The 21,556-nt window shown below is 47.9% G+C and carries 23 protein-coding genes; 20 read left to right on the forward strand and 3 right to left on the reverse strand.

All coding sequences use genetic code 11. The features are described 5' to 3' along the window. Positions 1–5 precede the first annotated feature (5 nt). From KNO96_RS09310 to KNO96_RS09345, 8 genes are all read left to right on the forward strand, one after another. On the forward strand, positions 6–839 hold the full coding sequence (locus KNO96_RS09310; RefSeq protein ID WP_214699356.1) for a MetQ/NlpA family ABC transporter substrate-binding protein: 834 nt from the start codon (positions 6–8) through the stop codon (positions 837–839). Between the two features lie 101 nt (positions 840–940). After that, positions 941–2,155, forward strand: a complete 1,215-nt coding sequence (locus tag KNO96_RS09315) for an MDR family MFS transporter (protein WP_214703449.1) — start codon at positions 941–943, stop codon at positions 2,153–2,155. A 178-nt stretch (positions 2,156–2,333) separates the two neighbouring features. Next, positions 2,334–3,095, forward strand: coding sequence for a Fe-S cluster assembly ATPase SufC (sufC, locus tag KNO96_RS09320; RefSeq protein ID WP_214703518.1), 762 nt, complete (start codon positions 2,334–2,336; stop codon positions 3,093–3,095). A 12-nt stretch (positions 3,096–3,107) separates the two neighbouring features. Further along, positions 3,108–4,376, forward strand: coding sequence for a Fe-S cluster assembly protein SufD (sufD, locus tag KNO96_RS09325; protein WP_026825485.1), 1,269 nt, complete (start codon positions 3,108–3,110; stop codon positions 4,374–4,376). Position 4,377: 1 nt separating this feature from the next. After that, positions 4,378–5,598 carry a cysteine desulfurase gene (locus KNO96_RS09330; RefSeq protein WP_214703450.1) on the forward strand — a complete coding sequence of 407 codons (1,221 nt, stop codon included), beginning with the start codon at positions 4,378–4,380 and terminating at the stop codon, positions 5,596–5,598. Then, positions 5,588–6,022, forward strand: coding sequence for a Fe-S cluster assembly sulfur transfer protein SufU (gene sufU, locus KNO96_RS09335; RefSeq protein ID WP_026825487.1), 435 nt, complete (start codon positions 5,588–5,590; stop codon positions 6,020–6,022). The genes KNO96_RS09330 and sufU overlap by 11 nt, the downstream gene beginning before the upstream one ends. Before the next feature lie 19 nt (positions 6,023–6,041). After that, positions 6,042–7,439, forward strand: coding sequence for a Fe-S cluster assembly protein SufB (gene sufB / locus KNO96_RS09340; RefSeq protein WP_026825488.1), 1,398 nt, complete (start codon positions 6,042–6,044; stop codon positions 7,437–7,439). A gap of 110 nt (positions 7,440–7,549) precedes the next feature. Next, positions 7,550–8,533, forward strand: a complete 984-nt coding sequence (locus tag KNO96_RS09345) for an L-lactate dehydrogenase (RefSeq protein ID WP_214703451.1) — start codon at positions 7,550–7,552, stop codon at positions 8,531–8,533. A 34-nt stretch (positions 8,534–8,567) separates the two neighbouring features. On the opposite strand, the gene KNO96_RS09350 is transcribed toward KNO96_RS09345, so the two are convergent. Next, entirely contained in the window at positions 8,568–9,950 is a 1,383-nt protein-coding gene (locus tag KNO96_RS09350; protein ID WP_026825490.1) for an alanine/glycine:cation symporter family protein, read from the reverse strand. 92 nt (positions 9,951–10,042) lie between these two features. Between KNO96_RS09350 and KNO96_RS09355 the strand changes: the two genes are divergently transcribed. From KNO96_RS09355 to KNO96_RS09390, 8 genes are all read left to right on the forward strand, one after another. Beyond that, entirely contained in the window at positions 10,043–10,318 is a 276-nt protein-coding gene (locus tag KNO96_RS09355; RefSeq protein ID WP_214703452.1) for an acylphosphatase, read from the forward strand. 205 nt (positions 10,319–10,523) lie between these two features. Beyond that, positions 10,524–11,843, forward strand: a complete 1,320-nt coding sequence (brnQ, locus tag KNO96_RS09360; protein ID WP_214703453.1) for a branched-chain amino acid transport system II carrier protein — start codon at positions 10,524–10,526, stop codon at positions 11,841–11,843. Between the two features lie 105 nt (positions 11,844–11,948). Then, positions 11,949–13,130, forward strand: coding sequence for an MFS transporter (locus tag KNO96_RS09365; protein WP_214703454.1), 1,182 nt, complete (start codon positions 11,949–11,951; stop codon positions 13,128–13,130). Between the two features lie 11 nt (positions 13,131–13,141). Further along, positions 13,142–13,987: a DUF72 domain-containing protein gene (locus tag KNO96_RS09370; protein ID WP_214703455.1), complete on the forward strand. Its 846-nt coding sequence runs from the start codon at positions 13,142–13,144 to the stop codon at positions 13,985–13,987. Between the two features lie 9 nt (positions 13,988–13,996). Beyond that, a complete protein-coding gene (locus KNO96_RS09375) occupies positions 13,997–15,343 on the forward strand; it encodes a bifunctional metallophosphatase/5'-nucleotidase (RefSeq protein WP_026825495.1) in 1,347 nt (448 codons plus the stop codon). Positions 15,344–15,391: 48 nt separating this feature from the next. After that, entirely contained in the window at positions 15,392–15,760 is a 369-nt protein-coding gene (locus KNO96_RS09380) for a YutD family protein (RefSeq protein ID WP_026825496.1), read from the forward strand. 155 nt (positions 15,761–15,915) lie between these two features. Next, positions 15,916–16,221, forward strand: coding sequence for a hypothetical protein (locus KNO96_RS09385; protein WP_026825497.1), 306 nt, complete (start codon positions 15,916–15,918; stop codon positions 16,219–16,221). A 101-nt stretch (positions 16,222–16,322) separates the two neighbouring features. Further along, positions 16,323–16,997, forward strand: coding sequence for a DUF975 family protein (locus tag KNO96_RS09390; protein WP_026825498.1), 675 nt, complete (start codon positions 16,323–16,325; stop codon positions 16,995–16,997). 41 nt (positions 16,998–17,038) lie between these two features. Here the strand turns inward: KNO96_RS09390 and glpX are convergent, their stop codons facing one another. Beyond that, on the reverse strand, positions 17,039–18,019 hold the full coding sequence (gene glpX, locus KNO96_RS09395) for a class II fructose-bisphosphatase (protein WP_026825499.1): 981 nt from the start codon (positions 18,017–18,019) through the stop codon (positions 17,039–17,041). Between the two features lie 158 nt (positions 18,020–18,177). Between glpX and KNO96_RS09400 the strand changes: the two genes are divergently transcribed. Next, positions 18,178–18,621 (forward strand): DUF86 domain-containing protein, encoded by a 444-nt coding sequence (locus KNO96_RS09400; RefSeq protein ID WP_026825500.1) that lies wholly within the window; start codon positions 18,178–18,180, stop codon positions 18,619–18,621. A 4-nt stretch (positions 18,622–18,625) separates the two neighbouring features. Beyond that, on the forward strand, positions 18,626–19,405 hold the full coding sequence (locus KNO96_RS09405; RefSeq protein WP_214703456.1) for a TIGR01457 family HAD-type hydrolase: 780 nt from the start codon (positions 18,626–18,628) through the stop codon (positions 19,403–19,405). Between the two features lie 19 nt (positions 19,406–19,424). On the opposite strand, the gene KNO96_RS09410 is transcribed toward KNO96_RS09405, so the two are convergent. Beyond that, complete coding sequence (locus KNO96_RS09410) at positions 19,425–19,652, reverse strand: NifU family protein (protein ID WP_012726833.1); 228 nt, start codon at positions 19,650–19,652, stop codon at positions 19,425–19,427. A 129-nt stretch (positions 19,653–19,781) separates the two neighbouring features. Between KNO96_RS09410 and KNO96_RS09415 the strand changes: the two genes are divergently transcribed. Next, positions 19,782–20,069 (forward strand): YuzD family protein, encoded by a 288-nt coding sequence (locus KNO96_RS09415; RefSeq protein WP_214699329.1) that lies wholly within the window; start codon positions 19,782–19,784, stop codon positions 20,067–20,069. Positions 20,070–20,196: 127 nt separating this feature from the next. Then, a complete protein-coding gene (locus KNO96_RS09420; RefSeq protein WP_214703457.1) occupies positions 20,197–21,480 on the forward strand; it encodes a globin-coupled sensor protein in 1,284 nt (427 codons plus the stop codon). Positions 21,481–21,556 lie beyond the last annotated feature (76 nt).

Consider the following 21,556-nt stretch of genomic DNA (forward strand, 5'->3'; position numbering starts at 1 on the left):
TCATTATGAAAACTTGGAAAACAGTACTCGGATTGACAGCTTTATCAGCATTCACGGTTCTCGCGGCTTGCGGCGGAGAAGAGGCAGACTCGGGGTCTGGCGATGAAAAAACATTGATCGTCGGTGCATCGAACGTACCGCACGCTGAGATTTTAGAGCACGTCCAAGAAGAATATGAGGCAAAAGGGTACAAGCTTGAAATCAAGAAGTTCCAAGACTACGTACTTCCGAACAAGACGCTCGCGAGCGGGGAGCTCGATGCGAACTACTTCCAACATGAGCCGTACCTCAAGTCACAAATGACTGAAAACAAAGATTACAAATTTGCCTCAGCGGGTGGCGTCCACATCGAGCCGATCGGGGTCTACTCACAAACTTACAAATCGCTCGATGAACTTCCGGAAGGGGCAGAAATCATCATGAGTTCATCGGTCGCTGACCACGGACGAATTCTTACGATGCTCCAATCAGAAGGACTCATCACACTCGCAGAAGGCAAAACAGTCGATGCGACAGTATCTGATATCGTTGACAATCCGAAAGACTTAGAGTTCAAGACGGACGTAGAAGCGACTTTACTCACAACGGCATTTAAAAATGGAGAAGGCGATGCGGTCCTTATCAATACGAACTATGCGATTGACGCAGGTCTCAACCCGCTTGAAGATGCCATCGCACTTGAAGGGGAAGATTCACCATACGTCAACTTAATCGTCACACGTGAAGGGGACGAAGAAGATGAGCGCGTCAAGGCACTCCTCGAAGTGTTGACGTCTGAAGAGACACAGCAATGGATCTTAGACGAATATAAAGGTGCGGTCGTACCGGTACAACAATAAATCAGCTCGGCTCAGGGGTTATATCCCCTGAGTCTTTTTTGTCTAGTGTTCTTTCATGAAGAGAAGTACACTACATATATGAAAGAAAAGGGGGGATTTGGATGAAGTTCAGACAGATTCATCCACTGACGTGGGGCGTCTTGTTCGGGACGTTTTTTGCACGACTGGCGACGTTTTTTGTCATGCCATTTTTTGCGATTTATTTGGCCACGCTCGGCTTTTCAGCGAGTGTAATTGGAACGATTTTTGCCGTGACGGCACTTTCGGGCCTGTTCATGAGTTTCTTTGGAGGGACGCTATCTGACCGCTATGGACGAAAACAGCTCATGCTCATCGGGATCGTGCTCAATGCCGTCACGTTCGCAGGACTTGCGCTCGCGACAGAGCTATTTTGGTTTTACATGCTATCGATTTTGATGGGGATGTCACGCTCTTTTCTAGAACCGGCTTCACGTGCACTCATCAGTGACACGACCCAGGCAGAAGAGCGAGTCATCGTCTATAACGTCCGTTACTTTATGATCAACATCGCCGCAGCCATCGGACCACTGTTAGCAGTCGTGTTGTCACTAACTGGTGTGAAGACCGCCTTTTTTGTCGTGACCGCCGTCTACATCATATACGGCATGATCATCTCATTCTTATTCTATAAATATCCGTTTGAAGAAGGGGATGGAGTAAAGGTACGTCCGCGCCTGACGGAGACATTCCGCGTCTTACGGGACGATCGGACGTTTCGGGCGGTCATCATCGGTATGATTTTTGCAATCATCGGTTACAGTCAGTTCAATTCGACACTTCCTCAATTCATTGCGCTGAGTGATGGGTTAGAAGACGGCTCAAGATTATTTGCTTACTTATTGACGACGAACGCCATCACGGTCCTCATCGTCCAGTATCCGATTATGCGTTTCGGGATTCGTGTCTCCCCGATCAAATCGCTCTTTTTCGGCATCTCGACACTGTCGTTCGGGCTGTTGTTGATTGGATTCGCTACAGTGGAATGGGTCCTCTTTGTCGCAATGGTCATTTTCACGGTCGGTGAAGTGTTGATGTTCACGATGACGGACGTCTTAACGGATGAACTTGCGCCGGAACATTTGCGGGGAACTTATTTTGGAGCGATGGGATTGACGTCGCTCGGACAGACGATTGGGCCGATTATCGGGGGCATGTTACTCGATACGTTTGGTCAATCTTCGCTTCCGGTATTCGGTAGTTTGGCGATATTGACAGGATGCGGTTCCTTCTTCTTCGCCGCTGCTGTACGAGAACGAAAAGCTGTTCTCGCACTCATGGAGGAGACTGCCGGCTAATGTCTTGATTTCCTACTATTAGCATTCTCAACTTTTATCATTCTATTGAGAATGAATCGTAAGGTGAGTCGCTTGAAATAAAAAATCGACTAGTCTAAGATTAGAATATATCTAATCTACGCCAAACAATTTGGCAAGAAAATACGGAAGGGGTATCCGAATGTCTAACGTACCACAAATGAAAATTGATGACCTCCGCGTCTCAATCGAAGGAAAAGAGATTGTCAAAGGTCTTAACCTAGAAATTAAAGGTGGCGAAATTCATGCCATCATGGGTCCGAACGGGACTGGTAAATCAACACTCGCATCAGCACTCATGGGCCATCCACTTTATGAGGTCACTGGGGGAAGCGTCGAATTAAACGGCGAAGATGTCCTCGAGATGGAAGTCGACGAGCGCGCACAAGCAGGGATGTTCCTTGCGATGCAGTACCCGGCTGAAATCAGCGGTGTCACAAACGCGGACTTCTTGCGTTCAGCAATCAACTCACGTCGTGAAGAAGGTCAAGAAATCTCGCTCATGAAGTTCATCCGTGAACTCGATACGAAGATGGGGCTTCTCGAAATCCCTTCTGAAATGGCACACCGTTACTTAAACGAAGGATTCTCAGGTGGTGAGAAGAAACGTAACGAAATTCTTCAAATGATGATGATTCAACCGAACATCGCCATCTTGGATGAAATCGACTCTGGACTTGATATCGATGCTCTGAAAGTTGTCGCAAAAGGTGTAAACGAAATGCGCTCAGAAGAGTTTGGTTGCTTGATCATCACGCACTACCAACGTCTCCTCAACTATATTGAGCCAGATTTTGTACACATCATGATGGACGGGAAAATCGTCTTGTCTGGTGGTAAAGAGCTCGCACAACGACTCGAGGCAGAAGGTTACGACTGGGTGAAGCAAGAACTTGGAATGACAGTAGACACAGAAGTGTAAGGAGGCTGTACGATGACCGTACAATTTGAATTGGATGCACAAGCGTTGTCGGCACGTGCAGAAGCGCTCGGTGGACCAGCATGGATGGTCAACCGTCGTAAAGAGGCAGCAGAACTTGCGCCGACACTTGCTTTGCCAAAAGTTGAAAAGATTAAGATCGATAAGTGGGACTTCACAGCGGGAGATGTCGAACTCGAAACGAAAGACGGTTTGACAGCAGACATCGAATCACTTCTCGGAGACCACCGGACAAACGTGCTCGTTGAACGCAACGGTCATATCGTCTATAACGAATTATCGATGCCAGAAGGCGTCTTATTTATGGGAATCAAAGAAGCGATGGAGCAACATCCTGAGCTCGTTGAGAAATATTTCATGACAGAAGGCGTACGTGTCGATGAAGAGCGTCTTTCGGCGTTAAATGCTGCCCTCACAAATGGTGGTGCGTTTATCTATGTACCGAAAAACACGCAATTAAAAGATCCGCTCCAAGCGATCTTCACGATGGAACAGGCGAACGGCGCCCTCTATCACCACACGATCCTCGTCGCAGACGAAGGCAGTGAAGTGACATACATCGAAAACTTCCTTTCTGGTACGAACGAACCGCACACGGTCAACGTCGTGACTGAAGTGTTCGCTGGAGAGAACGCGAAAGTCGTCTTCGGTGGTGTCGATCAGCTCGCTGAGTCAGCACTCACGTTCATGAACCGTCGCGGTGTCGTCTATGCGAACGGTCGCCTCGATTGGGCGCTCGGTCACATGAACGACGGGAACTCGGTCGTCGAGACGAAGACTCACCTCGTCGGTGACAACACGTATTCGGATACAAAAGCTGTGACGATCGGTCGCGGTGCACAAAAACAAAACTTCAACATCCGTACCGACCACTTCGGGAAAGCATCTGAAGGGTTCATCATGATTCACGGTGTTCAAAAAGACGCAGCGACTGCGATCTTCAGCGGGACATCGATGATTCACCACGGTGCGTCAAAATCGAACGGTGTACAAACAGAGCGCGTCTTGATGCTCTCTGAAAAAGCACGTGGTGATGCCAACCCGATTCTTCTCATCGATGAAGATGACGTAATGGCAGGTCACGCAGCATCGGTCGGTCGTGTCGATGATGTTCAATTGTACTACTTGATGAGCCGTGGATTGTCTCGCCAAGAGGCAGAGCGTTTAATCATTCACGGATTCTTGACGCCTGTCGTCGAAGAACTCGCAATCGATTCGGTCAAAGACCGTCTCCGCGAAGTCATCGAAGGGAAAGTACGTTAAGATGTTGAACGCCTCGATTCGTGAACAGTTTCCGATTTTAGATCAGGAAATCAATGGACACCCGCTCGTTTATCTTGATAGCGCGGCGAGCTCACAAAAGCCGCTCGCTGTCATCGAGGCGATCGAGGACTATTATCGTCGCAACCATTCGAACGTGCATCGTGGCGTCCATACGCTCGGGACGCAAGCGACGGATGCATATGAAGGAGCACGCGAACGCGTCCGCTCTTTCATCCATGCGGCGGTTCCTGAAGAAATCATTTTCACTCGTGGAACGACCACGGCGATCAACTTGGTCGCGTCGAGCTACGGGGATGCGAATGTCGGTGCAGGCGACGAAATCGTCCTCACTCCGATGGAACACCATGCGAACTTAATCCCGTGGCAACAACTCGCCAAGCGAAAAGGCGCAACGCTTCGATATGTCGAACTTACGCCGGATGGACGTGTCACACTCGATGCGGTTCAAGCGGTCTTATCGGATCGTACAAAAATCGTCGCGATGAGTCACGTCTCGAACGTGCTCGGTACAATCAACCCGATTGCCGAAGTCACTCGACTTGCGCATGAGTTGGGTGCCGTCATGGTCGTCGATGCCGCACAGAGTGCACCGCATCGTAAACTTGATGTCCAAGCGCTCGATTGTGATTTCCTCGCCTTTTCTGGGCATAAGATGCTCGGACCAACTGGAATCGGTGTCTTATACGGGAAGAAACAGCTTCTCAAAAACATGGAGCCGGTCGAGTTCGGTGGCGAGATGATCGACTATGTCGATTTATATGAATCGACGTGGAAAGACATCCCGTATCGCTTCGAAGCGGGTACACCGATTATCGCCGGGGCGGTCGGACTTGCGGCAGCCATCGATTTCTTAGAAGAAATCGGTCTTGAGAACGTCGAAGCACACGAACGTGAACTCGCAACTTATGCGATCGAGCAGATGAAAACGATTGATGGGATTGAGATTTACGGTCCTGAAGATCGCGTCGGTCTCGTCACGTTCAACTTGAAGGACGTGCACGCGCACGACCTCGCGACCGTTCTCGATATGCAAGGCATCGCGGTTCGTGCCGGTCACCACTGTGCACAACCACTCATGCGTCTTTTGAAGCAATCATCGACGGCACGGGCGAGCTTCTATTTGTACAATACAAAAGAAGAAGTCGACCGCTTCATCGAAGGATTACGTCAAACGAAGGAGTATTTCAATTATGAGTTTTAATAATCTCGACATGTTGTACCGACAGGTCATCATGGATCACTATAAAAACCCAAGAAACCGTGGTGTCATCGAAGATGGCGTGACGGTGGACTTGAACAACCCGACGTGTGGGGACTCACTTCGACTTCAACTACAAGTCGAAGACGACATCGTCAAAGATGCGAAGTTTGAAGGGGAAGGCTGCTCCATCAGTCTCGCCTCGGCATCGATGATGACCCAAATCGTTAAAGGGAAAACAGTAGAAGAGGCGCTTCAACTCGCCAACATCTTCTCTGAAATGGTTCAAGGCAAAGAGTACGACACGGATACGTTTGACCTCGGTGATATCGAGGCGCTCTCAGGCGTATCGAAATTCCCGGCTCGAATCAAGTGTGCCACGCTCGCGTGGAAAGCGCTTGAAAAAGGAGTAGACGAGGACGCATAAGGAGAAGGAGGAGACCGATATGGCAAAGAACATGCCGGAAATTGGCGATTATAAATATGGCTTCCATGATCGGGACGTTTCGATTTTCCGTTCAGGCCGCGGCTTGACGACAGAAATCGTAGAGACGATCTCGCGCATGAAAGAAGAGCCACAATGGATGCTCGACTTCCGTTTGAAGTCGTTGGATCACTTCAACAAGATGGCGATGCCGACATGGGGCGGAGACCTCTCGGCACTTGATTTCGATGAAATCACTTACTATGTCAAACCATCTGAGAAGACAGAACGCTCATGGGACGAGGTACCGGAAGAAATCAAACGTACGTTTGACAAGCTCGGTATCCCAGAAGCAGAGCAAAAATACTTGGCCGGTGTCTCGGCTCAGTATGAGTCTGAGGTTGTTTACCACAGCATGCAAGAAGACTTCGAAGAAAGAGGCGTCATCTTCAAAGATACAGACACAGCACTCAAAGAAGACGAAGAGATCTTCAAAGAGTACTTCGGGAAGTTGATCCCGCCGACGGACAACAAGTTTTCGGCCCTCAACTCAGCAGTTTGGTCGGGTGGCTCGTTCATCTACGTACCAAAAGGCGTGAAACTCGAGCAACCACTCCAAGCCTACTTCCGTATCAACTCGGAAAACATGGGGCAGTTCGAGCGTACGCTCATCATCGTCGACGAAGGCGCATCGGTTCATTACGTTGAAGGATGTACGGCACCGGTTTACACAACGAACTCGCTTCACTCAGCGGTCGTTGAGATTTTCGTCAACAAAGATGCATACTGCCGTTACACGACAATCCAAAACTGGGCGAACAACGTCTACAACTTGGTAACGAAACGTGCAGTCTGTGAAGCGGGTGGATCGATGGAGTGGATCGATGGAAACATCGGATCGAAACTCACGATGAAATACCCGGCTGTCATCTTGAAAGGGGAAGGCGCACGTGGGATGACACTCTCGATCGCCCTTGCTGGTAAAGGACAGCACCAAGACGCTGGAGCGAAAATGATTCACCTCGCACCGAACACGTCGTCGTCAATCGTCTCGAAATCGATTTCGAAACAAGGCGGAAAAGTATCATACCGTGGTATCGTCCACTTCGGCCGTAAGGCGAAGGGCGCACGCTCGAACATCGAGTGTGACACGCTTATCATGGACAACGAGTCGACGTCAGATACAATTCCGTACAACGAAATCTTGAACGACCAAGTCTCACTCGAGCACGAAGCGAAAGTCTCAAAAGTGTCAGAAGAGCAACTCTTCTACCTCATGAGCCGTGGAATCTCGGAAGAAGAAGCGACAGAAATGATCGTCATGGGCTTCATCGAGCCATTCACAAAAGAATTGCCAATGGAATATGCGGTCGAAATGAACCGTCTCATCAAGTTCGAGATGGAAGGTTCGATTGGATAAATCGTTTAAAGGACGGACTCCTTAAAAAAAGGGGTCCGTTTTTTGTTATGTCTATCCCGTATGTAGGGTATGCTAAACAAGAGAATGATTCATGGAAAGGAAGGATTTATATGTCACATATTCTGGATAAAGATTATATTGACCCAAAAGACATCACCCGTATCGCCGTCATCGGTGCCGGTTGGGTTGGGGTCAGTTTTGCCTATCAATTATCGACGGCTGCCCTTTGTGAAGAGCTCGTCTTAATCGACTCGAACCATGCCAAGGCGGAAGGGGAGGCGATGGACCTCAATCACGGCATCTCCTTCGCCCCGACACCGGTCCGGATTTGGGCAGGTGATTACTCGGATTGTAAAGACGCAGACATTGTCGTCATCACGGCAGGGGCAGCACAAAAGCCGGGTCAGACGCGGATGGACCTCGTCGACCAAAACGCCAAGGTCGTCCGCACCGTGACAGAAGACTTGATGAAGAGCGGATTCGACGGTATCTTAGTCGTCGCTACGAACCCGGTCGATGTGGTGGCGCACGTCGCCTGGAAAGCATCGGGCTTACCGAAAGAACGCGTTATCGGTTCAGGCACCGTGCTGGATACGGCACGACTCCGCTACAAACTTGGAGACTATTTCGAACTGTCATCACGGAACTGTCATGCCTACTACATGGGCGAACATGGCGATACCGGATTTGTCGCGTGGCATAACGCCCGCATCTATGGGAAGAGTATCGATGAACTGTTAGCTGAAAATGAAAAGTATCAGTTTGAACACTTGGAAGCCATCTATACAGAGGTACGAAACGCCGCCTATCAAATCATTGAGCATAAGAACGCTGCCTACTATGCGATTGGGGTCGGTTTGCTTCGCATCATTAGGGCCATCGTGCGAAATGAAAACTCTGTCGTGACGATTGGCGCCCACTTAGACGGCGAATACGGGGCGAGTGACGTGCATATCGGCGTACCGGCCTTGATTGACCGGAGCGGTATTCGAAAGATCATCGAGATTGAATTGACGGACGAAGAACAACAGAAGTTTGATGCGTCGGTACAAGCCATCAAGGCGGGAATCGAGAAGGTCGAACCCGCATCCTAAAAAAATCCGACTGCGCGAGCAGTCGGATTGTTGGTTAAGACGCCTTTTCTTCGGCGATATCTTTTTTATAATACTTCTCTGACGTAAAGAACTCGTTCGTCAATCGTTTTACTTCACTGCTTAAAAGTAGGACGGCAATCATGTTCGGGATGAGAATCATCGCGAGCATCAAGTCGAGGAAGTTCCAGATCATCTGCGCTCCACCGATCGAACCGATGACGATGGAGACGATATAGACCGCCTTCATGACCTTACCTGCCGTCAACCCGAACAAGTACTCGGCCTGACGTGAGCCGTAAAAGATGATGACGATGATCGTCGAGAGCACGAAGAAGATGAGTGAGATCGTGACGAGTAAACTTCCTGTGTAACCGAAGTATTCGCGGAAAGCGATTGTCGTCAAGGCAGCAGGGTCTTCCATCGCACCGTCAGCCGTCCAGACACCTGAAGAGAGAACGACGAATGCGGTCGTGCTACAGATGATGAGCGTGTCGATGACGATACCGATGACCGCCCAGAACCCTTGTCGTACCGGATGGTCAGTCTGTGCGGCGGCATGAGCGATTGGTGCCGTCCCAAGACCTGCTTCATTTGAATAGAGTCCGCGGGCGAAGCCCCAACGAATCGTCTCGGCGACTGCGGCCCCAGCGAATCCACCGAACGCTGCCATTGGCTCGAACGCATAAGAGAAGATGAGACTGAGCACGTCGGGGATTTCAGATAGGTTCATCAAGACGATCACGAGTCCGGCCCCGACATAAATGAGTGCCATACCGGGTACGACGACCTCGGTCACTTTGGCGATGCGCTTCAGTCCTCCGAAGACGATGATGCCGACGAGACAAGCGATGAGAATGCCAGTGATGAGCGTATTCCCATTGAATGTTTCACGGACTGCGGAGCTAACAGCGTTTCCTTGAACCATGATACTCGGAATGAGTTCGATCATAAGCGCGAAAGCGAACCAAGTTGCGAGCCATTTCCACCGAAGTCCTTTTGCTATGTAATAGACCGGTCCCCCGACGAATTCGCCGGCATCATTTTTTTCACGATAGTGGACGGCCAACACGCTCTCTGAGAATTTGATGGCCATGCCGATGATGGCGATGACCCACATCCAAAAGATGGCACCCGGTCCCCCGAACATAATCGCTGCAGGTACACCGATGATGTTCGCGGCCCCGACTGTTGAAGAGAGGGCTGATGTCAATGCTTGTCTCGGGCTGATGTCGCCTTCACCTTTTGGTTTTTTGAAGATGCTGCCAAACGTTTGCTTGAATATGTAGATTGGGTAACGAAACTGAAAAAAACCGAGCTTGATCGTGAGGAAGACACCGGATAAGACGAGTAACGAGATGATGGGCACGCCCCAAAGCCAGTCCGAAATCGTTGTCACGAAATTAATAAAGTCATTCATAAAACCACTCCAATTCCATTATTTTACTTAAATACTGTTTCCTAAAGTAAGGACGTCTAAACATCTTTGTCAAAATGAAGGAGGAAAATAGAATGAGAGTCGTCGCTAAATATTTGATTGTATCTGGACGTGTCCAAGGAGTCGGGTTTCGGTATTTTTCACAAGAGACCGCACAACAATACGGAATCAAAGGTTGGGTTCGAAATCAAAGTGATGGGACAGTCGAACTTCATGTAGAAGGACCAGAAAAAGACATTGAAGCCTTTAAAAAAGCTTTGAAAGACGGTAACCGTTTCGTCGGTGTTGAAAAGATTGAGGAGAAGGAAACAGAAAATCAAGCTTTCCGTTCGTTCGATATTAAGTATTAAGCGCTTACGACTTCCTTGTAGATTTCAGGGGAGTTTTTTTATGAAATCCACCTTTTTAAAAATTAAACCTCTAATTTTGTAGATGGGGTGGTCAAACAGTAGGAAGTGTGTATAATGAAATAGACCAAGCGATATATTGTCAGAAAATTTAGTTATTATTTTTTTGTTAAGTCGTTCGGAATATCAAGTGTATGGAGGTAGTTGTATGAAAAAATCGACATTGTTCCCGTTAGCGTTTACGATTTTTGCTTTATTCTTTGGGGCCGGGAACTTGCTGTTCCCACCAGAACTCGGCGCCTTGGCGGGAGAGAATCTCGTACCGGCGATGATCGGGTTCGTCATTACGGGTGTCGGTTTACCGCTTCTTGCTTTGTTCGCAGTCGCTCGGGTCGGCGGTGGAACAGATCAAATTGCTCGTTATATTCCTAAACGTCTCGCACTCATCTTGACGGGATTAATGTATGTGGCCATCGGACCATTCTTCGGAATCCCGCGTACGGCCGCTGTCACGTATGAAATGGGACTCGTTCCGTTTCTCGATTCACCTTCTACTTTGACACTTGCGATGAGTTCGACCGTCTTCTTCGGGTTGACGTTCTTCTTGACGCTCCGTGCTCAAAAGTTGATTGAAGTCATCGGACGCATCATCACACCAATCCTCTTGTTCTTGCTCGCGTCGATTGGGCTCACGAACCTCATCGCACCGCTCGGAGAGCCAGGAGCTCCGGCGGCAGGATTTGAGACGTGGGTCGGTGCGCTCGGTCAAGGTTTCCAACAAGGCTATTTGACGATGGATGTATTCGGGGCCCTCGTCTTTGGGGCAATCGTCCTCGTCACGTTGAAAGCCAATGGATTGAGTGATCAAAAAGAAGCATCATCTCTTCTTCGCTCTGCAGGTATGCTTGCCGTAACCTGTTTGATGCTCGTTTACATCTCGCTCGGATCAATCGGAGCAAACATGGCGGTCGCTGAAGGGACGACGAGTGGTGCAAGCCTTCTTCAAGCGTTTGCTGGTACGTCTTACGGACAAGTCGGAATGCTTGCTCTCGGACTAGCGGTCTTCCTTGCTTGTTTGACGACAGCGGTCGGACTCATTTCAGAGTTCTCACGCTTTATCAGTAATCAATTTGATTCACTCAAGTATCACCATGTCGTCGTTGCGACTACATTGTTCGGTTATTTAATTTCACTCGTCGGATTGGGTACGTTGATTCAAATCGCGATCCCACTTCTCACGCTTCTCTATCCGGTCATGATCGCCCTTGTGCTCGTATCGGTGACGGAACGTCTTCAACGCAACCCTGGTGTGGCGATGAAAGCGACGATCTATACAGCCCTCGTTTTTTCAATCTTCGAAACGTGGAACGGCATCCAACCTTCTGCGGCAACAGCTTGGATCACTAGCTTGCCAATGGCGGACATTGGTCTTGCTTGGGCAGTTCCGACGATGATCGTGTATGTGATCACGCTTCTCCTTCCGAAGAGTGGAACCCAAGAATCGCTTGCACAATCACGCATCTCTTAAATTTTGCCCATCCTTTGGTCGAGGATGGGCTTTTTTCTGTCTTATTGTTTGCCCATACCCGAGCACAAACAGTAAAATGAAGAGATGAAAAGGGAGTGACATGCATTGACGACAAAACAAAAAAAACAATTGGCGATCCTCATGTTGAACATGTTTATCGCCGTCGCTGGATTCGGGATCATCATACCGATTATTCCGGACTACTTAAAGATGATCGGCGAAGGGGGAACGGCCGCCGGACTCATGATTTCCGTATTTGCGGGTGCCCAACTTGTCATGTCACCGATTGCCGGAAAATGGGCAGATGTTTATGGACGTCGATTGATGATTATTTTGGGACTGATTGGATTCACGATCTCAATGGGTGTCTTTTATCTATCCGATAACTTGACGGTCCTTCTCGTGTCTCGTGCCATCGGGGGTGTCGGTGCTGCGCTATTGATTCCAGCCATTTTTGCCTATGTGGCGGATATCACGACACTGGAGCAACGAGCTCGAGGGAACAGTTATATTTCCGCGGCAATGTCACTTGGAATCGTGGTCGGGCCAGGGATTGGTGGTTTTTTTGCTGAGTTCGGATTGAAGGCACCGTTGCTCGTTTCAGCCATTGTATCCTTTATTGCCGTCATTTCTTCGATACTTCTCCTGAAAGAACCTGACCGTGCTCCATACAAGGCGCCGACGGTAAAAGAGTCGTTGCCGACACAACTGGTCATGTCGACGCGAAAGCCTTATTTTTTCGTGTTGGTCATCAACTTGGTCATGGCGTTTGGACTAATGGCGTATGAATCGGTGCTTGGGCTATATGTCAGCGAGATGTTCGATGCGACACCACAAGAGATTGCTATCATGGTTACCGGGACAGGAATTGTTAGCGTCATCGTTCAATTATTTGCAGTAGATCGTCTCGTTGAACTCTTGGGAGAGGTCAAGGTCGTGCTCGCCTTCATCGCGCTTGCTTCCTTTGGCTTTTTGTTGTCTTTATTCGCAGGGACATACATGTTGTTCTTCGCTGTAACGCTCGTCATCTTCTTATCGACCTCGATTTTACGACCGGTGTTGAATACGCTTGTTTCGAAACTGGCAGGAAATGAGCAGGGGCTCGCGATGGGGATGAACAATGCGTATATGAGTATCGGAAACATTTTAGGGCCGACTTTGGCAGGTATTGCCTTTGATATCGATATGCGCTATCCGTTCATCATGGGTCTTGTCTTATTGTTGATCACATATACAGGGACATGGAACTGGTCGAAGCGAAAGGCAGCCGCTATTTCAGAATCGTAAAGGAGGACGCTATGATTTACATTGGTGTGACGGGTTGGGGGGACCATGATCTGTTATATACAACTCCAGAAGAACGAAAACAAAAACTTTCAACGTACGCAGGTCATTTTCCGACCGTTGAAGTTGATTCGACATTTTATGCAATACAACCTGTTAAAAATTTCGAGAAGTGGGATGACGAGACACCGGACCACTTCCAATTCATCGTGAAAGTTTCCAGGGAAATGAGTGGACACGATCGTGAACCGAAAACGCCACTAGTTGAGTTGTTTGAACGATATCGCGTTTCTGTCGACCCATTGAAAAAGTCAGGGAAATTACGAGCTGTGCTCGTTCAACTACCGCCATGGTTCGATGTCTCAAAACCGCATCTCGATTATTTACGAACACTACGTGCCGAGCTTTCCGACTATGAGATTGCCGTCGAGTTTCGAAATCCTTCTTGGTTCTCCGAAGCGTTCCGAGACCGTACGCTCCAATTTTTAGCTGAACAACGCTTCATCAACACAATTTGTGATGAGCCCCAGACGAAAGAGAGTAGCATCCCCTTCGTACCGGTCGTGACAAATCCTGACGTCGCGGTCGTTCGATTGCATGGACGAAACACGTCCGGATGGCTTAAAAAGCCGGGGATGACGAGTCAAGAATGGCGGCACGTTCGTTGTCTGTATCGGTATAGCGAGGAGGAACTTCAGGAATTGGCTGTTTCACTTCGCGAGATTGACCGTGAGGCGAAAGACGTGTATGTATACTTTAACAACAACTCGGCCGGGGATGCAGCGCCGAATGCGAAGCGTCTAATTGAAATTCTTGGGCTCGAATATGAGCTTGCACCGAGACAAATCAGTTTGTTTTAGAAAGAAGGGATGGCCGTGACGATACTTACTATTTTTCACTACAATGATCTTCACTCAAAGTTCGACCAATGGCCGAAACTTGTTTCATTTTTAGAAGAACATCGCACTGACGACACGCTGTACTTTGATTTAGGAGATCATGCCGATCGCACACATCCGGCGACTGAAGTGACGCGTGGGAAGTTGAACGTTCGATTACTTGAGCGGCTCCAACCGACGGCTGTCACCATCGGGAACAACGAAGGGATTACGTTCCCTCATGATTGGCTAGCCGAGCTGTATGACGAAGCGACATTTCCTGTTTTACTTGGAAATGTGTATGAGGGTGACGGTTCACGACCGGATTGGGTCGAGGAGACGCTCGTTCTCGAGCAAGATGATTTAAAAATCGGGTTGTTTGGTGTGACTGCTCCATATGAAGAGTTGTATCCAGAGCTCGGATGGCAAATTGAGTCGCCATTGGACGCGACGAAGCGAGCGTTGAAGCAGTTGGCGCATTGTGACGTCATCATCGCGCTCAGTCACCTCGGATTTTTTGGGGATGAGCGATTAGCTGAGATGTTTCCTGAAATCGACGTCATTCTCGGTGCACACACACATCACGTCTTAGATGAAGGTGTAACGACGAACGGTGTGTTGATCGCACAGGCAGGGAAGTATGGCAAGTATGTCGGGGAAGTCACGCTGACGATTGACGGGACGAAAGTTGTGGCAAAAGAAGCACGTCTGCACGAACTAGCACATCAATCTGATAGTCCGGATACATTGAGTTTGTTGCATACGGAAAGGGCAGAGGCCGAACGACTTCTTGACATTACAATTGCTGAAACGGACGGGTACACGTCAGATTGGTTTGGACACTCCCCTCTCAGCGATTTGCTTGTAGAAGGCATGGTCGACTGGTGTGAGGCAGACGTCGGGATTATCCCTTCCGGTGTTGTGCTAGAAGGACTTGCTCCCGGGAAAGTGACGTTGAATATGTTGCATCACATTTGTCCGCATCCAATCAACCCTTGTGTTCTGACATTAGACGGCAAAACGTTGGCACGTTTTTTACATGATGTAAACGAAGAAACGTTCACGAATATGCATGTGAGAGGTCTAGGATTCAGAGGTACCGTTCTCGGAGAACCGAGCCTCTATCAAATCGAGCAACGCGATGGACAAGTTTATGTGATGGGACAGCTCTTGGATCTGAACCGGTCATACCGCGTCGCGACGGTCGATATGTTGACATTCGGTCCGCTTCTCCCATATTTGGCAGACCAACCGAAACGATATTTCATGCCTGAGTTATTGCGGGACGTATTACGGGAAACCATTGTCGCCCGTCATGAAGTGATTCGAAAAGGATAGAGCGCATCGATGGTGACATGCTATGATAACAGAGTGGAGGTGGGAGCGATGATTCGAGTGAATCGCCACGGTTATACCGTCTTAGAAGAAAAACGAGACGGCTTCGATGAAGAAGCGTTTATCGCACGATATAGTGACGTGCTTGATAAATACGACTATATAGTAGGTGATTGGGGACATGGTCAATTGCGGTTGAAAGGATTCTATGAACCGAAATCCAAATTGGCGACGTACGAGAACCGGATTGATCACGTGATGGACTACGTATACGAATATTGTAATTTTGGTTGTCCATATTTCGTTTTGAAGAAAGAAACAGAAATCAATGAAGAAGAGAGTGGACCTGTCTTTGGTGGAACGAAGCAAAAACTGAAGTTGAAGCGGAAATTCAACAAGACAGAAGAATCAAATGCGTGAAGTGCTGAGACGTCAGCACTTTTTTTATTACAATTGATTTCCAAATATTTCGTTTAGGTAAAAAGTCGTGACTTCGAGTTTTGAGGTTGGAAAAATGTGATAAATTGTCATTAAGGATAACTACGTAGTTTTGGTTTTTAGAGTGAGGTGATTGGATGCAACATGTACAAACGACCGTCGGGGATCGGGATGACGTCCATAATCGAATTCATAACTTCGGACTCGGGATATTGGCCATGCTCTTCTTTGGTTTCCATATCATGATGACCTTCTATTTTACGGCGGCAGTCATTCTGTTTGAACTCTTTCATGTGTTGATCATCCGTCGCTTTGAATACGGCCATTCGTTCTTACGAAGCCGTGTCTTTAAAGTCGCATCACATCTTGTGTTATCACTCGGGGTGTTGCTATTGATCTTATCCATGTCTCAGTTCTTTTTAGGTAACGTGATGATTCGCTAGTCGGAAAGGGAAATTCCTTTCCCTTTTTTTATGATTTTTTGAAACGTACTTCAACCTTTTCACGTACACTATAGAAAGACTATGAAAAAGGATGGGTTACTATGAGATCTGAATGGAAACAACATGCACGGCAAGCATTGAAAGGGAAATGGTGGTTGATGGCCGGGTTGGCGCTCTTATTCCTCATCATCAATGGGATTCCGCAATGGTTTGCTCCCGAGATGGACGTCAATTCACCAGAACCGTTCACGTCGACGGACCTCACGTTAAGTTTCGTGTCGAATGTCTTGCAAATCTTGATCGCCCCACTTGCCATCGGTTGGTCATGGCTCGCACTCGGCGTATCCCGTGAAAAGGGGGCGTCGCTCTCGACGATGTTCAAGCCGTTTCAGATGCGTTATGTGAAACATGTCATTACATCGTTTGTGATGGGTGTATTCCTCGTGTTATGGACGTTATTGCTCGTCGTACCGGGAATCATCAAAGCATTCTCGTACTCGCTCACACCGTACATTTTGCGCGACCAGCCTGAACTGTCGGCACTTGAATCCATCACAGAATCACGTCGCCTCATGGACGGTCACAAGATGGAAGCATTCATGCTCTTCTTGTCCTTCTTCGGCTGGTTCCTCGTCGGGCTCTTGACACTTGGAATCGGGTTCTTCTTCATCGGACCATACTTCTCGACAACGTATGCGACATTTTACGACTCGATTCGTGACAACCATATAACTGGTGCAGACGAGCCGGTGCATGGGACAGAACAAGGATTTTAATCAAACAAACGCCTCGCTCATATTGAGCAAGGCGTTTTAGTTTAGGCGTTGACTTCAGCTTTTTGTAAGTAGGGCTTCAATGATAAATAATGCTCGGCCACGACTTTTCGGATCGTACGTGTCTTCGAGCGCATGACGAGCGATGTCGTTTCAACGATATCATCCGTCAAGAACTTGACGCCATCGAGCAACTCACCCGACGTGACACCTGTTGCAGCAAAGATGCAGTCATCACTCTTGACGAGGTCGTCGAGCGTGAGGAGTTGGAGCGGGTCTTTTAATCCCATCGAAATGACGCGGGCAGACTCTTCTTCATTCATCGGATGAAGACGGGCCTGCATGTCGCCACCGAGTGCCTTGACGGCAGCGGCCGTGATGACGCCTTCCGGGGCACCACCCGTGCTAATGAAGATATCGATCGGGTTCGTTTTGACGGCAGCCGCGATTCCGGCTGATACGTCGCCATCCTCGAACAACTTGACACGTGCCCCGACATTCATGACGGCTTGACGAAGATGTTCGTGGCGATCGCGGTCTTGCATGATCACGGTCACTTCTTCAATGCGTTTGTTGTTATACTTTGCTGCCTTTTCAATGATAGATTCGAGTGGTTCGTCGAGTGAGACTTTCCCTTTCAAATTCGGTCCGACGACGAGCTTATCCATATACATATCTGGTGCGTGGAGGAGGGCACCTTCATCCGCGACAGCGATGACGACCATCGCATCACCGAGTCCTTTCGCAACGATCGATGTCCCTTCGAGTGGGTCGACGGCGATGTCTACTTTGGGACCGAACGTGGTACCGAGTCGTTCTCCGATGTATAGCATCGGTGCTTCATCGAGTTCACCTTCTCCGATGACGACTGTCGCATCCATGTTGACCGTGCCAAGGACCTCTCGCATAGCAGAAGTTGCAGCGTCGTCGGCTTCATTTTTTTGTCCACGACCAATCCATTTCGAAGAAGCGAGTGCTGCCGCTTCTGTTGCCCGTACGATTTCTAATGCTAATTCACGTTCCATAGTGTTGTACCCTCCACGTCATATCTATTTAATGTGTTATACTTTTTAAGGTTTAAATCCGTTGATTAGTGTATCACATTTTTATAAATGATGTAAATAGGACAGATTCTTTTCTCCTGAACGAAAAAAGATTAGTATTAACAGCAGGGGGGATCATCATGTATTTTGTGAATAGAGAGAAGATTAATCAGACACTGGAACAAATCGAGACGATGTTGGCACATACCGATCAATTGAGCGGAGATGCGTTTACGGTGGAGCTCGCGAAACAACGCATGGCCGTACTACTCATGGAAGGGATTATCGACGTAGGGAACTCGATGATTGACGGATTCATCATGAGAGACCCAGGTAGCTATGAAGACATTGTCGAGATTCTACTCGATGAACGCGTACTCGATGAAAAGACGGCACATGCGACAAAAGCACTCGTCGGATTGCGGACTTACTATGTACGTGAGTTTGTCGATGCAGATGCATCGCGGTTCGATGAGTGGCTGAAGACGTCAAAACAAGAATTTACCGCGTTCTCCGAGCAAGTTCGTCGCTACTTAGAAGTCGAACTTGGACCAGTGTCCGCATTTTTACCAGAAAGCGAGTGATTGGATGGAACCGATTAAAGGATATTTGTTTGATTTAGACGGTACGATGTATGCCGGTACGGAACCGATTCAAGCGGCAGTCGATTTCGTGAATGAATTGGAGGCGACAGGCGTTCCGTATTTGTTCGTCACGAATAACGCATCAATGACGCAACAGCAGATCGCCGATAAGTTGATTTCGATGGGAGCGAATGTGAAGGCGGAAAACGTCTTGACGAGTGCGATGGCGACGGCATTTTATATCGAGAAGATGTCTCCTGGGGCAACCGTCTATATGATTGGGGAAGATGGGCTTCGTCTCGCGCTTGAATCTCGTGGGTTTCACGTCACTGATGAACCGAAAGCGGATTATGTGGTCATTGGCCTCGATCGTCATATCACATATGAAAAATTGGCACGAGGAGCAATCGCTATCCGTTCGGGGGCTCGATTCATTTCGACGAACGGTGACATCGCCATTCCGACTGAACGTGGTTTGTTACCTGGGAACGGGTCACTCACGTCTGTTTTAACGGTGACGACAGAAAAAGAACCATTCTTTATCGGGAAGCCGGAACCCGTCATGATTGAGATTGCACTGGACATGATTGGGTTGACGAAAGAGAGTGTCGTGATGGTCGGGGACAACTATCATACGGATATTTTGTTCGGAATTGATGGTGGCATTCGCACGCTTCATGTCAACACAGGTGTACATGGGCCGGCATTTATTCAGGAACAAGAAAAACTCCCAACCTATATGGTCGAGAGTTTAGATGAATGGAAGCACGAAAAAAAGGGATGACGAAAGTCTCCCTTTTTGCTTAGAATACTTGCTCTACTTCGACGATGCCTGGTACTTCTTCGATGAGCGCACGCTCAATACCAGCTTTTAACGTGATTGTTGAAGACGGGCAGCTGCCGCAAGCACCCATCAAACGGAGCTTGACGATGCCTTCTTCGACATCAACGAGTTCGACGTCTCCGCCGTCACGAAGCAAGAACGGACGCAATTTATCGAGCACTTCTTGGACTTGATCAAACATTTCCATGGTATCTACCCCTTTCTCGTTCTACTTTATTCTAGCAAGTTTGAGATTGTTTCTCAATCATTTACGCTGAGCGTTTCCTCATCGGGAGTGGGCAAGATTTTTGTATAATGGTTTCGAGGGGGAATGAAGATGAAAATTACAGTGTATGGGGCAGAAGTTCAATGTGCGAGTTGTGTCGGTGCACCGAGTTCGACCGAAACGTATGAGTGGTTGCAAAGTGCGCTCGGACGCAAGTATCCGGAGCAGTCCTTTTCTTTCGAGTATATTGATTTCGAACAGAGTGAGGACGAGTTTGCGCAGGCGCTCAAAGATGATGAATGGTTCTATCCGCTTGTCTTACTCGACGGGGAAGTGATTGACGAAGGGGTCGTTCAATTACGAAAAGTGTACGCGGCGATAGAAGCGACTCAAAAATAAAATATGACAGATGAGGCGATTTCATGTGTGATGAAATCGTCTTTTTTGTCTACGAAAACACCTTATTTTTGAATGAAGGGAATAACTTCATCTTTTTGTATCCTATTTATTGTAGGAGGCGATGGCGATGTTTCGGAAAAAGAAAGACGTACAGATAAAATTGGATAAAGTGATCGAAATTGATAAAGTCAACATTGATCTTTCACCAGAATTAAATCAACAACGACAGTTGATTCAACTGACATTAGAAGACTTAGCATATTTGAGAAGCTATCGATATGAGATTCAAGAAGTATTGCCTCAACTTGTTCAACTGTTTTATAGTCACTTAGAAGAAATAGAAGAGATGAATCATATCATCAATCAACACTCATCTTCGGACCGACTCAAAGTGACATTAACTACCCATATTGGTGAAATGTTTGAAGGAATCATTGACTCAGCTTACATTGAAAAACGATATCGGATTGCGAAGCGCCATCATATGATTGGCCTTAAAGGGAAATGGTATATGGCGGCCTTCCAAAAAATATTCGATTATATTTTAGAGAAAATCGAAGCGGAATCGTTCGACTCATTTTCAAAAATGAAACTCATCTCAGCGGTGGCAAAGATTTTCAACTTTGAACAGCAAATCGTTCTAGAAATGTTTGATGAAGAAGCAGCTAAAATGAAAAATCAGATTGACTATCGTGAACAAATAAGTAAGGCAGTTCAATCGACCACAGAAGGTCTAGTTTCGATGACACAAGAGATGACGGCTAATTTTAGTTTGATGAACGGTATGGTCGGAGAGATGCGTTCTATGAGCGAAGATGCTAAGGAGACGCTCGGCGACATGCGTGAGTCATCACAGTTTGGGAAAGAGGCGCTAATGAATGAGACGAACCAGTTGACGATTATCTCAGAAGAGCTATCGAACTCCGCTCACCAAATGGGTGAACTCAATCAATTGATGTCTGAAATCTCTTCAATCACTATCGGAGTCAAACGAATCGCAGACCAAACGAATATGCTTAGTTTGAACGCGGCGATCGAGGCTGCACGTGCTGGGGAACAAGGAAAAGGTTTTCAGGTCGTTGCTTCTGAAGTGAGACAACTCGCTAATCAATCAAAAACATCAGCCGAACAAGTTGAACACTTAACAGAGCGTTTAAATCGACGAATTGAAGAAACAACTGAACGTGTGATGATCACAGAGCGAGACATGAGAGATTCGATGAATCGTATGCATCATGTAACGGATCTGTTCGTCAAAATCGCTACAGACTCGACGATGACTGATGGTAAGATGAATCATTTGTTTGATGAGATTCAAGAAGTGACAAATGCTATTCTGGAGTTGCAACACGCAACGAGACAAATTGCGACGTCGTCCGAAGATTTGTTAGTCTCAACAGAGAAGCTTTGAACTGCCCGCTATGGATGGGGAGACGGAGTTTCGATATTAAATGAAAGAGTGGCAGTCCGGCGACTGCCACTCTTCC

Origin of the sequence: Exiguobacterium sp. s89 (genome assembly GCF_018617735.1) — a bacterium.
Taxonomy (GTDB): domain Bacteria; phylum Bacillota; class Bacilli; order Exiguobacteriales; family Exiguobacteriaceae; genus Exiguobacterium; species Exiguobacterium marinum.

Excerpts from the sequence above, each read along its gene's own strand:
- KNO96_RS09330 (WP_214703450.1), top strand. The coding sequence starts at position 4,378 with ATGTTGAACGCCTCGATTCGTGAACAGTTTCCGATTTTAGATCAGGAA.
- KNO96_RS09315 (WP_214703449.1), top strand. The coding sequence starts at position 941 with ATGAAGTTCAGACAGATTCATCCACTGACGTGGGGCGTCTTGTTCGGG.
- KNO96_RS09350 (WP_026825490.1), bottom strand. The coding sequence starts at position 9,950 with ATGAATGACTTTATTAATTTCGTGACAACGATTTCGGACTGGCTTTGG.
- KNO96_RS09355 (WP_214703452.1), top strand. The coding sequence starts at position 10,043 with ATGAGAGTCGTCGCTAAATATTTGATTGTATCTGGACGTGTCCAAGGA.
- sufU (WP_026825487.1), top strand. The coding sequence starts at position 5,588 with ATGAGTTTTAATAATCTCGACATGTTGTACCGACAGGTCATCATGGAT.
- KNO96_RS09310 (WP_214699356.1), top strand. The coding sequence starts at position 6 with ATGAAAACTTGGAAAACAGTACTCGGATTGACAGCTTTATCAGCATTC.
- sufD (WP_026825485.1), top strand. The coding sequence starts at position 3,108 with ATGACCGTACAATTTGAATTGGATGCACAAGCGTTGTCGGCACGTGCA.
- brnQ (WP_214703453.1), top strand. The coding sequence starts at position 10,524 with ATGAAAAAATCGACATTGTTCCCGTTAGCGTTTACGATTTTTGCTTTA.
- KNO96_RS09400 (WP_026825500.1), top strand. The coding sequence starts at position 18,178 with ATGTATTTTGTGAATAGAGAGAAGATTAATCAGACACTGGAACAAATC.
- KNO96_RS09380 (WP_026825496.1), top strand. The coding sequence starts at position 15,392 with ATGATTCGAGTGAATCGCCACGGTTATACCGTCTTAGAAGAAAAACGA.
- sufB (WP_026825488.1), top strand. The coding sequence starts at position 6,042 with ATGGCAAAGAACATGCCGGAAATTGGCGATTATAAATATGGCTTCCAT.
- KNO96_RS09375 (WP_026825495.1), top strand. The coding sequence starts at position 13,997 with ATGGCCGTGACGATACTTACTATTTTTCACTACAATGATCTTCACTCA.
- KNO96_RS09370 (WP_214703455.1), top strand. The coding sequence starts at position 13,142 with ATGATTTACATTGGTGTGACGGGTTGGGGGGACCATGATCTGTTATAT.
- KNO96_RS09415 (WP_214699329.1), top strand. The coding sequence starts at position 19,782 with ATGAAAATTACAGTGTATGGGGCAGAAGTTCAATGTGCGAGTTGTGTC.
- glpX (WP_026825499.1), bottom strand. The coding sequence starts at position 18,019 with ATGGAACGTGAATTAGCATTAGAAATCGTACGGGCAACAGAAGCGGCA.
- KNO96_RS09345 (WP_214703451.1), top strand. The coding sequence starts at position 7,550 with ATGTCACATATTCTGGATAAAGATTATATTGACCCAAAAGACATCACC.
- KNO96_RS09405 (WP_214703456.1), top strand. The coding sequence starts at position 18,626 with ATGGAACCGATTAAAGGATATTTGTTTGATTTAGACGGTACGATGTAT.
- KNO96_RS09420 (WP_214703457.1), top strand. The coding sequence starts at position 20,197 with ATGTTTCGGAAAAAGAAAGACGTACAGATAAAATTGGATAAAGTGATC.
- KNO96_RS09390 (WP_026825498.1), top strand. The coding sequence starts at position 16,323 with ATGAGATCTGAATGGAAACAACATGCACGGCAAGCATTGAAAGGGAAA.
- KNO96_RS09410 (WP_012726833.1), bottom strand. The coding sequence starts at position 19,652 with ATGGAAATGTTTGATCAAGTCCAAGAAGTGCTCGATAAATTGCGTCCG.
- KNO96_RS09385 (WP_026825497.1), top strand. The coding sequence starts at position 15,916 with ATGCAACATGTACAAACGACCGTCGGGGATCGGGATGACGTCCATAAT.
- sufC (WP_214703518.1), top strand. The coding sequence starts at position 2,334 with ATGAAAATTGATGACCTCCGCGTCTCAATCGAAGGAAAAGAGATTGTC.